Source organism: Sandaracinomonas limnophila (assembly GCF_004005965.1).
GTDB classification, from domain to species: domain Bacteria; phylum Bacteroidota; class Bacteroidia; order Cytophagales; family Spirosomataceae; genus Sandaracinomonas; species Sandaracinomonas limnophila.
Window position 1 is genome coordinate 99729 of the sequence record NZ_SACY01000002.1, and the last position, 13210, is coordinate 112938.

Below are 13210 nucleotides of genomic sequence, written 5' to 3' on the forward strand. Positions count from 1 at the left end.
ATTCTATCAGATAATAACCAAACATGCAGGATTTAAATAATTATTAAATTTTCATAAGTTTCAATTTCCCAATATTATAGTTTGAAGACCACTGTATTCCCACAATTCAAAACCCATGGCATTTATTTCTTGATGAGGTAAATTTGCTCCTTGAGGCAACAAAACCCAAAGTCTACCAAATGCCTGTGTAGCATTTACATTCTGAGGAGAAGAAGCAGTAAAATTGCAAAAACAACATTTTTTTGATCTGAATCTTTTAATATATCGATTTATAACTGGAACTTCCAAAACTGTTTCCAAAGATGAATTCAATTGCTTAATACCTTTTAAAGATGCTGAGGCAAAATCATGTCGATTCTTTATTTCATTAAAAATAAAATCACTCTTATTTGTTGTAAATACAATCGCATCACATCTCTTTTTACCATGCTGAAATGCATTATTTTGTTTTGAAATAAATCTATCATAATCAAATATTAATACTTCACTATTTTTTTCATTCCTATATTTAGCCTCTCCTTTTTCAAAGCTAGAAATTTTAACTTCTTTATTAACATCTATTAAACCAAAGTTTAAATTATTAGTTTTTTGACAAACATCTAACTCATTGTGATTCATTAGACTATAATATTTAACAAACTTCTCAATCATATTCATCTGTTATTTTAGAAATCGAATTGTATGAATTATAAATGTCGTTTATAGTATCAGAAAGTGAATTGGTATTAACTAATCTCTCATTTTGAATGATTAAATCTTGCAACCGCCCTTCAGAAACCTGATAAACGCCCAATTTTGAATAGTCATATTGTGCGAACTCTTCACTATTTTCGTCATATGACTTTATCATTAAATTTAAATGATTTATAATATAAGGGCTATGCGTTGATATAAAAAGACTCATATCATTTTCATTTCTCATAAAACAATCTCTTATTAATTCTTCCATTAATTTAAATTGTGCATCTGGGAAAAGGCTTAATTCCGGTTCTTCAATATGAATATATATTTTTTTACCTAATTCACTTAAATTCTTTGTTGGTCTAAAATCTGTTAGGCTATCTATTGAAGATAAATAGCTCAACACAGAACGATTAAAGGCATCTTCAAATTCAAATTTAGAAGCAAAATATTTTGAAATTAAAGTGATTGGTGCAGAGCTTTGTATACCTGAAGAACTATTTTTAAACTCAAGTTCAAAATCACTATTAATTGATTCAATTTTATATTCTTTTCCCTTATTCGTTTTCTTAGATATAAATTTTAATCCTACATGGTTTAATTGAACACTCTTTAAAATGTCTGAAGCTAATTCAAAATCTTTAAAAACCTCATGAAAGTAAAATCCTAAATAAGCCCCCGCAAGTGATGCACTTCTACTTGCCCAAAGTGGAATAATATTTCTATTTTCTGTTATAAAGCTAACTTTTGTAAAATGCAAATTTTTACTTGATATCAAATTTGAACGATATAATTTTTTATCGGAATATTTAATTATTATCTCTTCACCACTTTCAAATTTAACTTTATAAATTATCCGAGTATTGGGGCCCAAAAATTCTTCTAATCCACTATATTTAAAATGTTTTACAATGTGGAACCTAAAGGGACTTTTAGAAATTTTACTATTTTTAAGATAGGAACGAATATTTTCCATCTTAAAAATATATCTAAACAATGAAATGCATTTCATCAATGTACTCTTTCCGCTCCCTGATTCGCCAATAACCACTGTAAATGGTTTTATCTCTTCGATATTAACTTCTTTTAAGGGACCAAAATTTTGAATTAATATTGACTCTTTCATAATCCCATTATTAAATGTATTTTTCTTATTTTTTATGGACATCAAATTTAGAGAAATTAATTTCTAATTAAACTATATTCTACAGGTTTTTAATTTATATTTAACCAAGAGTCCCATTTTAATCCTAATTTAATATATGCTATAACACATAAATAACCTATTAATAACCTATTCCCTGCGGAATTCACCTCCTAAACCATAGCTTAGAGGGCAATTTATGCAAGCTAATATTCATCAGGACTAAAAAGCAGGCATTTAGATTAATTCGTATAATTACAACTAATAATCATGGTTAATCACAACTTTCCGTTATTAATTAAAATTTAAAATGACAAACACAAAAAACATTAGTAAAAAAAAATTAATTTTAGCGACAATAATAAGATTTTCATTTAATGGCGGAAAATAATTAAAAAAAATAAATAATGTTTACAATTATTAAAACAATTTCTTTTTGCCTCTTTTTAAGTACTTATTTAACAATATTTGCTCAAAAATCTAATTCATTTTATTTGAATAGTGGAATAGATTTTTACGTGTCGAACAACAATATAACACCCTATTGGTTAAGAAATAATCAATATGGCAAAGTTCCATTAAAAAATCCAACAACGGTTATTGATCTTAGGATGGGAAATGTTTACAAACTAAGAAACACAAAGTATATTTTAAAGTATGAAATTGAATTAACCAAACAATTTGGTCAAGAAAACAATTTTTGGATAACACAAGGATATTTAGGTTTAAAAAATAAATTATTTGACCTTTATTTTGGAAGAAGAAGAGAAATATTTGGCTTGGGAGACACATTATTGACATCTGGTTTTTATGCATGGAGTGGGAATGCTGTACCAATTCCAAAAATTCAAATAGGATCAAACGGATTTATCAATATTTTCAAAGGAAAAATAGGTCTGTTTTTTAATTATGCTCACGGATGGAGAGACAACCAAATGTATATTAAAAATGGCTTTTTACACCAAAAAAGCATCTATTTCAGATTAGGAAAACCTCATAATAAATTTAATCTCTTTTACGGTATTAACCATCAAGTATATTGGGGAGGTCAAAGGTTTGATGATAATAATAATCTTAATGCAACCTATGGTAGTGGTTTGGCATCGTATTTTTATGTCGTTACTGGAATTAAAAGTAAAAATCTTGTTAATCCTGATGAAAATTCAAATCCTGACGAATTAGGAAATCAATTTGGAAATCATCTAGGTTCAATCGATATTTTGGCATCATATAAATCAAAAATAGGTGAAATTTCAATTTATAGACAATTTGCGTATGAAACGGGTAGAATTTTAAATTTAACCACTGCAAATGATGGAATTAGTGGAATAAGTATAAAAATGGGAGCAAATAAAATAATTGAAAAATTTAATATAGAATATATTTACACCTTCAATCAAGGCTATTTTGATTCTGGTATTTCTAAATTTTTAAATTTGAAAGATACACATGAGGGCGAAAGAGAGAGCTATTTCAATCATTCATATGGCCCATGGCAATATTGGGGAAAAGGTATTGGCACACCCATTATAATTTATAACCCAGATAGTGGAAATGGTAATGATATTTTTTTTTATAAAAATGCAATAAAGGCCATTAGTATAAATACAATAGGATATTTAAAAAATATAAAATTAAGATATTTAATAAAATTTAGCCATGGCACCTATTACACTCCATCAAAATATATGACTTATGATGAACCTACTGATCCTGAGAAACAATTTTCTATTGGAATAAATTTGGAAAAAACTCTAAATAAAGAAATAAAGTTAAATTTAGGTATAGGTTTGGATTCTGGAAAAATGTTAAAAGAAACAATTGGGGGCAAATTAGGATTAAGATATTTTTTAAGATGATTTTCATTCTACTCTTCCTTCCCTATTTGTAACAATATTATTTGCCCCAGGAGGTGGTAATGGTGATAATTTTTTCTTTCTAGAAGCAATTTGCAAAATCAAAGAATTCGCCTTACAATTTCTTAATATTACAACAAGATTTACTAATGCTTTTTCTTTAGAAACTATTGCGACGATCGTTAAAAAAATCAATTTTATATCTAAAAGAAAACTTCTATTTTCAATATAAAATATACCCAACATACTTTTACCAGGACGAATTAATTGATTGTATGCGATATCGGGATCAATTTGGTCCTTCAATATATCTCCTTCATCTGAGAAAACAATAGAAGAGAAATCAGTTATGCCAGGCTTGACAGTTAATAATTTTTTTTCTTCTAATGTGTAAAGATCTGTTTCTCTTTTGACATTTGGTCTTGGACCAACTAAACTCATATCCCCTAATAAAACATTCCAAAGTTGTGTCAACTCATCAAGTTTATATTTTCTTATAAATTTGCCTACTCCTGTAATACGTTTATCATTTGATGAGGTAGAATCCACACCTGATTTATCTGCATTTACAATCATAGACCTAAGCTTGATCATTCTAAAAAGTTTTTCTTTTTTACCTACCCTAGGAGCAATATAAAATGGAGAGTGCCAATCTTGTATCCAAACTAAAAACATAACTGGTATTAATATAGGTGACGCCAATACTAGACCAATGAGTGCACAAATAAAATCAAATATCCTTTTCATTTTTATTTAACTAAATCAATAATTGTTTCAATAATTTGTTCTTCTTTGATATAATATAATTGCTCTAATGCCTTACTTGTTGGAGCTGGCGAATCCGGCAAAGTTATCCTTTTAGGAGAACTTTTTAAAGCTAATAAGTCCACTCTCTCAACTATTGAAGCAATTATTTCTGACGCAATTCCACATGAACTCCAGTCTCCATCAACAACTAATAGTCTACCAGTTTTATTTACAGATTGAATAATGTTTTCCAATTTCAATGGATTCAAAACTCTTAAATCAAAAAAATCTGATTTTATCCCTTGTGTGTTTTCGAGATGTTCACAAGCTTTTTCACAAAGCAATGAAGTATAGCTGATCCCAACAACAGTTATATCATCCCCATTTCTAAGTTTTTGTGGCAATACTTCGTTTAAATCTAAGATTTCAATTTCTGTGTATTCTTCTTCTTTTTCATACAACCAACGATCATCTAAAAACACTACAGGGTCATTTGATAATACACTTGATATCATTAGATCTCTTGCGTCTTTAGCTGTATAAGGCATAACCACTTTCAATCCTGGAATATGAGCAAACCAACTATGTAACGATTGTGAATGTTGTGCCCCTTGCTCTCCACCCCTATTAATTATAGCTCTAAATGTTGCAGGGGCAGTAGAATTCCCGCCAAACATGTGACGCCATTTTGCCGCTTGTGTAACAATTTGATCAACCGCAAGTAACATAAAGTCAACTCTTGGATGTACAATCATTGGTCTGTAGCCACAAATTGAAGCACCTACAGTCGCGCCAGTTGTTGCCAATTCAGAAACAGGACAATCAATAACTCTATCTTTACCAAATTTCTTATCTAAATCAGTCATTGTGGCACCTACATACCAAGGGCTCCACAAACCTTGACCTATAATAAAAAAGTCGGGATGATTTGTTAATAAGTACTCGTAAGCCTCTAAGATGCCTGCTGCATATGTTGTTGTTTTTTTCATCAGTTTAAGAATAAACTTGTGTTATTAAAAATTCATTTTCCGGAAATGAAGCAAGTTCAGCCTTTTCCCAATCGGAATTAATTTTATTTTGAATTTCATGATTCAAATACTGATATTCACTTTCAGTTAAAACACCTTCATAAATAAGCGAATCTGCTAATCTTTTGATAGGGTCTCTTTTTTTCCAAGAATCCAGTTGAGCACCGCGTTTCACCCCAACGTCTATGTCATCTCTATGTCCAACATGACCTTTCCATCTATAAGTAAATGCCTCAAGATAGTATGGTGTGTTTGAACTCCTCATTGATTCAACTTCAGATTTAAGCAACTTATACATTCCTACTACATCATTTCCATCTACCGTATTGTAATTAATATGATGAGCCTTAGCAAATCTAGAAGTGGAATTTGATGGCTGTCTTAAATCAATGTGTAAATGGCTGGCAAAAAGATTATTCTCACAAACATATAGAACAGGAAGATTCATAATTGATGCCATATTTAATGACTCATGTAGAACTCCCTCTTCACAAGCACCATCGCCAAAATAGCTAATTGATATATCTCCAGCTTTATCCATTTTGGCTGCTAAACCAGCACCCGTTGCAATAGGAATTGTTGCTCCAACAATTGGAACCGACCCTTTAAATCCATTATCATTATCGACAATGTGCATAGACCCCCCCATACCATGAGAACAACCATCATATTTACCAAGTACTTCTGCAAACAATGAATAAGTATTTTCATTTAGCGCTAAAAAATGAGAATGAGATCTATGAGCCCCAAAAGCACGATCTGACTTTCTCATTACTAATGAAACTGCCACCCCTATTGCTTCTTGACCTATGCCCAAATGACAGGGACATTTTATTTTACCAGATTCAACGTGTTCTGAAAGCTTTTCTTCTGCTTTTCTAATTAGCACCATCTTTCTTAGCATATCTACAAGCAATGACTTTTCAATACCTTTAATGTCAATCCTGTCCCTAAATTTTGATGGATCAATTAATTCATTTACTTCTTGTTTCATTAATTATAAAAATTTACAATTTGTTCACAAACATATTCTACATCATCATTTGTCAATGCTGTGTTCATTGGAATCATCAAACATTTAGTAAACATTTCCTCAGTGTACGGAAGTCCAACACCAGTAAACCCTAAACTCGTTATTGAATGTACTGGCTGCCCACTCCATTGAATTAGTGTACCAACACCATTATCTTTTAGATGCTGCTTAAGTTCATCTCTTTTAAATGCTTCTATTTCATAGTTTTGATAAACATCATAATAATCTGGATTTGAATTTGGAGCTGGAGGAAGTTTGAGCTGAGGTAATTGCCCTAATCTATCTTGATACATTTGTGCTATTTCTCTTCTTCTTTCAATTTCCTTGGAATAAAATGTAAGCTTAAAATCAAGTATTGCAGCTTGTAAATTATCTAGTCTTGAATTAAATCCCCACATAACAAATACACCATCATCATTTCTTCCATGGTCTCTATATAACATTACTTTCTCATACATGTCTTTGTCATTTGTAACAAAACCACCAGCATCTCCAAAACTGCCTAAATTCTTAGCAGGGTAAAAACTAATCGTTCCCCCTTTATCGAAAGTACCAACTCCGTTACCTTTAAACTTTGCTCCTAAACCTTGTGCCGCATCTTCCAATATAATCAGGTTAAATTCACGTGCAATTTTCATTAATTCATCCATGTCACAACATCTACCATTTACTTGTGTAGGTAATATTGCTTTAGTCTTAGGAGTTATTAATTTTCTAACTGAATCTGGGTCAATCATATGATCTTCTTTACAATCAGCTGGAACTGGAATTGCCCCTACAAAATGTATTGAAGCAGCAGTTGCAATGTATGTATGAGAAGCAAATATTACCTCGTCACCTTTTCCAATACCAGCTGCCATTAATGCGATCCAGATTGCATCTGTTCCATTCGCTAAACCGACAGCATATTTAGTACCAGCAAATTTTGCTAGATTTTCCTCAAAATCACGTAAATCTTTTTGAAGAATATATGCCCCTCTATAGCCGACATCCTTAAAAATTCTTACAAAATCTTCTTCATGTGATTTGAATAAATGAGGGTAATTAAAAAAAGGAACATTTTTCATAATCTTAATTTTATTAAATTTATTTTATATTTTTATTAGTTATTTTTCAACCCTTATAACAACTTTAAATGCAAATTTATTGAGCATTGGAAATAAATAATCCATTTTAGAGACTATCTTCGCAACTTTATTGTCATCAAAAAATATTTTTAAAAATGGACAAATAAATACAAATGTCCCGAAATAGCTCACTTTAATTTCTTTAAATAATTTATCTATTTTTTGTAATAATTTAATATTGGGCATTCTTTTCAAAGTACTAAATGATCTCCTGTTATTTAAATAATGATAATATCTATTAAGTCTATAAAAAATATTATGATTAAATGAATCAACACAAATAAAAACACCACCAGGTTTTAACACTCTTTTAACCTCGGATAAAAACACCTCCTGGTTCAAATAAGAAAGGCTCCCAATACAAGTTATAAGATCAAAAGAATTATCTTCAAACGGTAAATCTTCAACATCACATGTTCTAAAATCAACATCTAGATTTAATTCAATAGAACGTTTTTTCGCTATTAATATGCTATTTTCAGCATAATCTAATGCAATCACATTTGCACCGTAAGAAGCTGCAGTAAAAGAGTGAACTCCATCTCCACAACACAAATCAAGTTGTTTTAAATTTTTATTCTGACCTGCTAACTCTGCAATTAAACTTTCGTATTTAACATATGGGGCTTGTAAATAAGCTGGATATGCATGACTGCCTAAATTTGAAGTAATCCCAAAAGATGAATTAAGTTTTTCTTTTGAAGAATAATTATACCTATTTTGCTCAATCAACTTATCATTTAATTCCATTAATAATTTTTAAGTTTTTTCTCACTGTAAAAAGAAATGCAATTTTCAATATGACTCAAATAATTCTTATATACCGTGGTAGAGTCAAAGTTATTATTATAAATTTTATTAATGTTATTTTTTAATTGTGATTTATCAAATTTGGAGTTAAGAGCAAGTTTAATAACTGATAAAAACGAATCAGCATCATCATAATTAAATCCAATATTAAAATCTGTAATTAGTTGCCCTAACTCACTATTCTTTAAAGAATTTAAGATAGGTAACCCAGCTGACATATATTCAATTGATTTACCCGGGATTGCATTTAAATAATTTTCCTTCGATAAAAATGCACATAATCCAAAGTCGGATAGTTTCATTAACGAGTAAATTTGAGATGCTGAAACAAAACCTGGGAAATGCACATTATCTAGGTTTTGAGTTTTACTAACTAATTCATTTAATCTATCTCCTGAACCGCAAATTACAAATTCAACAGGTAATTTTTGGTCAAAAGCAATTTTTATACAAGTTACAATTGTGTCCCAATCACTTTGATATCCAATAGCTCCAAAGAAACATATCCTTAATTTGGCTCTATTAGAAAGCATAGTTCCCCAATAGTTATCTGCTTTTATTAACTCTGCCTCACTATATTGATTTTTTAAATACCCCAGTGGAAAGACTGCGTCATATTGATTTTTTTTTCTTTTAGCTTTCCTTAAAGCAATTGACAAAAAACCCTCTGTTACACCCAATACACCTGTTGCATTCAGAAATATATTATTTACTCTTCTAATTAAAGGGTATAACAATATCTTTCCTAAGAATTTAAAAGGTTTTGGTATTAAATCTATATAAACTTCAGGCCATAAATCACGATAGTCAATTAAAATTGGAATATTATTGATTTTAGCATAAGCAATAGCAGATTCACATAGCCCTATTGTTGGAAATGCTGAAACTATTATATCTGGTTTTTCCTCTTCTAATATTTTTTTTTTGAAAATTTCATTTACATTATTGTGGTCTCTAATTCTTTCAAATGAAACATTTTTTCTATACCCTCCACCATTAATAGCTATCATTTTGAAATTAGTCCCAATTTTGCAATCGATAGTATTCTCAAAAATCTGCTTCTTGGTAAAATGACTAAACGTTGATGTCCACCATGTCACATCAACATCTTTTCTATTCTCTAATATATACTTAGACAATATCCCTGTTCTATGTAATCTTAATTTATTATCTGGATGGAATATTGGTTCCCCTATAGTTACTAACCAAATTTTCATTGATTTTATTTTGATTTATAAAACTCTTTAATACAATCTACTACATACGCGATAGATGTAGAATCTAGTTCAGGATACATTGGTAATGATATAATTTCTTTATGATGTTTTATTGAATTAGGAATTAAACTTAGATCTGTATTTAGATGTGAATATGCTGGTAATAATGGAAGCGGGGTAGGATAATGAATAGCAGTCTCTATACCCTTAGAACTCAAATATGAAACCAACTCATTCCTCTCCTTAACTCTGATTACATACAAATGGAATGAATGAAATGAATTTGCTCGAACTTTAGGAATTTGTACGGAATTTAAATCCTTGAGCAATGAATTATAGATCATTGCATTATTATTTCTTTTTAGATTCCAAGAACTAAGATGCGGTAACTTGACACTTAAAACTGCGGCTTGAATCCCATCCAATCTACTGTTAATCCCTTCCATTAAATGTTCATGTTTCTTTAAAGCCCCATGATTTGCATACATTCTAAATTTATTACTTAGGCTAGAATTACTAGTCAAAATACACCCAGCATCACCATAAGCACCTAAATTTTTTCCTGGATAAAAACTAAATGTAGAAGCATCTCCAAAAGTCCCAACATATTTACCATTTAACATCGAAAAATGAGACTGAGCACAATCTTCGACTACAAAAAGTTTGTGCTCTTTAGCTATTTTCATAATACTTTCCATGTCAGCTGCTTGACCATATAAGTGCACAGGAATAATAGCTTTAGTCTTTTTAGTAATTGCTGATTCAATTTTAATTGGATCAATTGTATAATATTCGTCAATATCAACAAAAACAGGTTTTGCCCCGGTTTGTGAAATAGTTTCAGAAGTTGAAATCCAACTTGAAGCTGTTGTTATAACTTCATCTCCAATCCCAATTCCTAACATTTTAAGCGTGATGTAAATTGCATCAGTTCCATTTGCAACTGAAACGCATTCTGGGACTTTATATAATGCTTTAAAATCCTCTTCAAATTTTTTGGGGTATTTACCGCCAACAAATGCTAATTCATCTATTACGCCTAAAATTGCACTATCAATTTCAGATTTCAATGATAGATATTGTGTCTTTAAATCTGCAAATTTTACTTTCATGATCTTTTTATTTTTTTTTTGCTGGATTACCGAAATAAATACCCGGTAAATCAATATTTTTAGTAACAACTGCCCCTGCTCCTATTACGACATTATCACAAATGGACACTGGCAAAATCGTTGCATTACTACCAATTGAGACATTATTCCCAATATACGTATTCTTCCATTTAGCTTTATTACCCATTGCCGGCCCACCGTCTTCAAATAAATCATTTATAAACATAACACCGTGCCCAATGAAACAGTTTTCTCCAATAGTTACCAATTCACAAATAAATGAATGTGATTGTATTTTAGTAGATTTTCCAATTATTACATCTTTTTGAATTTCAACAAATGGTCCAATAAAAACATCATCATGTATTTCGCATCCATATAAATTGACCGGCTCAACAACTTTAACATTTTCACCAAATATTACATTAATAATACCGTTTCTGTGAAGCTTTAAATTTTCAGACATATCTAAATTTATTTTTTAGCTGAATTGTATATTTTTTCAATGATTTCAACAGTTTTTAAACCATCAAACAAACTGGCACTGATACTGGCACGATTATTCAATACATCTATTAAATTTTCATATACTTTATCATGATTACTCATAGAGCCAACATATGTTCCATAATTATTAGGCTTATTACCTTCTGCTAGATTTTCAATCTTATAATTTTTAATATTTTGATATTCAAGTTCATTTAAATACTGCCCACCAATTTTCACAGTTCCATTTTCTGCAAAAATCGTCAAAGACCCCTCCATATTTTTTTCAAAGCTATTGACTGTATAATTTATTGTTCCTAGTGCCCCATTTTTAAACTTGACAATAACAACACCAGTATCTTCAAATTCAATAATGTCTTTATGAGCAAAATTATTTACAAATGAATGAATTTCATCTACATCTCCAATCATCCAATATAATAAATCAATAAAATGACTAAACTGTGTAAAAAGTGTACCTCCATCTAAGTCAAGTGTCCCTTTCCATGAATTTTTGTAATAATCAAAATTACGATTCCAAAAACAATTAAGTTGAATACTATAAATTTCACCTAAAACACCTTGATCAATTACTGATTTTACAGCCTCAACAGGTGGATTAAAACGATTTTGTTTAATGGCAAATAATCTTTTATTGTGCTTTTCAGCGGTCCTAATCATCTTTCCGCAATCAGTGGAGGTCAATGCCATTGGCTTCTCGCAAATTACATTCAATCCTGCATTCAAACATTTTATTGAATGCTCTGCATGTAAACCATTAGGACTACATATGGCAACAACATCAATTTCAGATTCTGATTTAATCATATCATCAATATTATAATATGCACGAGCAGAGTACTTACTAGCTAAATCATTTGCCTTTTCTGGAACAATGTCACAAACTGAAACTAAAGTAGCTTTATTAAAAATATGTTCAGCATGTCGTTGAGCAATACGTCCACAACCAATAATTGCAATTTTAGGAATCATAATTTATAAATGTTTAAAATTTTATCTAATACTGAAGTTAAAGCAAATTCGGAAGCTATAACTGTTAAGTCCTTTGGTTTATCAACCAACAATTTGGAATATAGCTTAATAATATTTTTGGCAATAAATAAAGGGTCTGGCTTTGATACAAAACAAAATTCAGTTCTTTTAGAAATTAGTTTCAAATCACTAACATCAGTTGAAACAAAAGGAGTGTTACATGCAAGTGCCTCTTTAATAATATTAGGCCAACCTTCATATTCAGAGGTTAACAATACAACATCGCATGCAGATAAATATTTAAAAATATCTTGATGAGGTACATTTGATATAAAAATAAATTCAAGATTTGGAATACTCTTTTTTGCAATTTCAATTGATTTAAGTGCTAGAGGTATATTTTTAATAGAATTATTAGAATCTATTGAACCAAGTCCAATTAAAAATGTATTATTTTTAATTCCAATCAAACTCTTTGCCTCAAATTTATCCATTGGATAAAAGTTATCTAAATCAATTCCATCTGTCACGACAGAGATTCTGTGCTCCAAATCAGGAAATTTATTAACAAGCTCAGCTTTAATTCGATAGGACATTACTATAATTGAATCATATCTACCTAAAGAAAAATAAGTTAAACGAGTAGCAATATAAGACCTAATTCTTCCTACAAACCCTTGATTAACATGATAATACCAATCTGAACCACGGATTGAAAGTACTTTAAATTTAGCTTTTAATAGTGATGTTAAAAAACCATTCCCAGAACCATATTGTGAATGCAAAATGTCAGGATTCAAGTTATAATATTTAAATAACTGAAATACAAAATAAAATGGATTGAAAATTTTTTTAAAACATATTTGTCTAATATCAACACCACGTTTAGAAAATTGGTTTAGTTGAACAAACATAAAAACGCCTGAACTAACAAATTTATCTCTAAACGAATGTGTCCAAACAATATCTTTCATCT

The 13210-nt window shown here is 29.9% G+C and carries 13 protein-coding genes; 1 reads left to right on the forward strand and 12 read right to left on the reverse strand.

The window, feature by feature from the left end; genetic code table 11:
• Positions 1-60: 60 nt before the first annotated feature.
• Both EOJ36_RS03985 and EOJ36_RS03990 read right to left on the reverse strand, forming a co-directional pair.
• A complete protein-coding gene (locus EOJ36_RS03985; RefSeq protein ID WP_127802742.1) occupies positions 61-651 on the reverse strand; it encodes a hypothetical protein in 591 nt (196 codons plus the stop codon).
• Positions 644-1807, reverse strand: a complete 1164-nt coding sequence (locus EOJ36_RS03990; protein WP_164847835.1) for an AAA family ATPase — start codon at positions 1805-1807, stop codon at positions 644-646. Before EOJ36_RS03990 ends, EOJ36_RS03985 begins: the two co-directional genes overlap by 8 nt.
• Before the next feature lie 425 nt (positions 1808-2232).
• Between EOJ36_RS03990 and EOJ36_RS03995 the strand changes: the two genes are divergently transcribed.
• A complete protein-coding gene (locus tag EOJ36_RS03995) occupies positions 2233-3684 on the forward strand; it encodes a capsule assembly Wzi family protein (protein WP_127802744.1) in 1452 nt (483 codons plus the stop codon).
• A 3-nt stretch (positions 3685-3687) separates the two neighbouring features.
• On the opposite strand, the gene EOJ36_RS04000 is transcribed toward EOJ36_RS03995, so the two are convergent.
• From EOJ36_RS04000 to EOJ36_RS04045, 10 genes are read right to left on the reverse strand one after another with little or no spacing between them, the layout of a single operon-like run.
• Positions 3688-4428: a sugar transferase gene (locus tag EOJ36_RS04000; protein WP_127802745.1), complete on the reverse strand. Its 741-nt coding sequence runs from the start codon at positions 4426-4428 to the stop codon at positions 3688-3690.
• 2 nt (positions 4429-4430) lie between these two features.
• Positions 4431-5417, reverse strand: coding sequence for an alpha-ketoacid dehydrogenase subunit beta (locus tag EOJ36_RS04005; protein WP_127802746.1), 987 nt, complete (start codon positions 5415-5417; stop codon positions 4431-4433).
• A 4-nt stretch (positions 5418-5421) separates the two neighbouring features.
• Complete coding sequence (locus EOJ36_RS04010; protein WP_127802747.1) at positions 5422-6450, reverse strand: thiamine pyrophosphate-dependent dehydrogenase E1 component subunit alpha; 1029 nt, start codon at positions 6448-6450, stop codon at positions 5422-5424.
• Positions 6450-7556, reverse strand: coding sequence for a DegT/DnrJ/EryC1/StrS family aminotransferase (locus tag EOJ36_RS04015; RefSeq protein WP_238944398.1), 1107 nt, complete (start codon positions 7554-7556; stop codon positions 6450-6452). The genes EOJ36_RS04010 and EOJ36_RS04015 overlap by 1 nt, the downstream gene beginning before the upstream one ends.
• Before the next feature lie 39 nt (positions 7557-7595).
• Positions 7596-8366, reverse strand: coding sequence for a class I SAM-dependent methyltransferase (locus tag EOJ36_RS04020; RefSeq protein ID WP_127802749.1), 771 nt, complete (start codon positions 8364-8366; stop codon positions 7596-7598).
• Positions 8366-9643: a glycosyltransferase gene (locus EOJ36_RS04025; protein ID WP_127802750.1), complete on the reverse strand. Its 1278-nt coding sequence runs from the start codon at positions 9641-9643 to the stop codon at positions 8366-8368. The genes EOJ36_RS04020 and EOJ36_RS04025 overlap by 1 nt, the downstream gene beginning before the upstream one ends.
• 5 nt (positions 9644-9648) lie before the next feature.
• Positions 9649-10755, reverse strand: a complete 1107-nt coding sequence (locus EOJ36_RS04030; RefSeq protein WP_127802751.1) for a DegT/DnrJ/EryC1/StrS family aminotransferase — start codon at positions 10753-10755, stop codon at positions 9649-9651.
• A gap of 7 nt (positions 10756-10762) precedes the next feature.
• On the reverse strand, positions 10763-11221 hold the full coding sequence (locus tag EOJ36_RS04035; protein ID WP_127802752.1) for an acyltransferase: 459 nt from the start codon (positions 11219-11221) through the stop codon (positions 10763-10765).
• An 8-nt stretch (positions 11222-11229) separates the two neighbouring features.
• Entirely contained in the window at positions 11230-12234 is a 1005-nt protein-coding gene (locus tag EOJ36_RS04040) for a Gfo/Idh/MocA family protein (RefSeq protein WP_127802753.1), read from the reverse strand.
• Complete coding sequence (locus EOJ36_RS04045; RefSeq protein ID WP_238944399.1) at positions 12231-13208, reverse strand: glycosyltransferase family 4 protein; 978 nt, start codon at positions 13206-13208, stop codon at positions 12231-12233. Before EOJ36_RS04045 ends, EOJ36_RS04040 begins: the two co-directional genes overlap by 4 nt.
• Positions 13209-13210: the final 2 nt, after the last annotated feature.

What these genes read in the sequence shown, in the direction of transcription:
- EOJ36_RS04045 (WP_238944399.1), bottom strand. Translation starts at nt 13,208, where the DNA reads ATGAAAGATATTGTTTGGACACATTCGTTTAGAGATAAATTTGTTAGT.
- EOJ36_RS04000 (WP_127802745.1), bottom strand. Translation starts at nt 4,428, where the DNA reads ATGAAAAGGATATTTGATTTTATTTGTGCACTCATTGGTCTAGTATTG.
- EOJ36_RS04025 (WP_127802750.1), bottom strand. Translation starts at nt 9,643, where the DNA reads ATGAAAATTTGGTTAGTAACTATAGGGGAACCAATATTCCATCCAGAT.
- EOJ36_RS03985 (WP_127802742.1), bottom strand. Translation starts at nt 651, where the DNA reads ATGATTGAGAAGTTTGTTAAATATTATAGTCTAATGAATCACAATGAG.
- EOJ36_RS04015 (WP_238944398.1), bottom strand. Translation starts at nt 7,556, where the DNA reads ATGAAAAATGTTCCTTTTTTTAATTACCCTCATTTATTCAAATCACAT.
- EOJ36_RS04010 (WP_127802747.1), bottom strand. Translation starts at nt 6,450, where the DNA reads ATGAAACAAGAAGTAAATGAATTAATTGATCCATCAAAATTTAGGGAC.
- EOJ36_RS04040 (WP_127802753.1), bottom strand. Translation starts at nt 12,234, where the DNA reads ATGATTCCTAAAATTGCAATTATTGGTTGTGGACGTATTGCTCAACGA.
- EOJ36_RS04030 (WP_127802751.1), bottom strand. Translation starts at nt 10,755, where the DNA reads ATGAAAGTAAAATTTGCAGATTTAAAGACACAATATCTATCATTGAAA.
- EOJ36_RS03995 (WP_127802744.1), top strand. Translation starts at nt 2,233, where the DNA reads ATGTTTACAATTATTAAAACAATTTCTTTTTGCCTCTTTTTAAGTACT.
- EOJ36_RS04020 (WP_127802749.1), bottom strand. Translation starts at nt 8,366, where the DNA reads ATGGAATTAAATGATAAGTTGATTGAGCAAAATAGGTATAATTATTCT.
- EOJ36_RS04035 (WP_127802752.1), bottom strand. Translation starts at nt 11,221, where the DNA reads ATGTCTGAAAATTTAAAGCTTCACAGAAACGGTATTATTAATGTAATA.
- EOJ36_RS04005 (WP_127802746.1), bottom strand. Translation starts at nt 5,417, where the DNA reads ATGAAAAAAACAACAACATATGCAGCAGGCATCTTAGAGGCTTACGAG.
- EOJ36_RS03990 (WP_164847835.1), bottom strand. Translation starts at nt 1,807, where the DNA reads ATGAAAGAGTCAATATTAATTCAAAATTTTGGTCCCTTAAAAGAAGTT.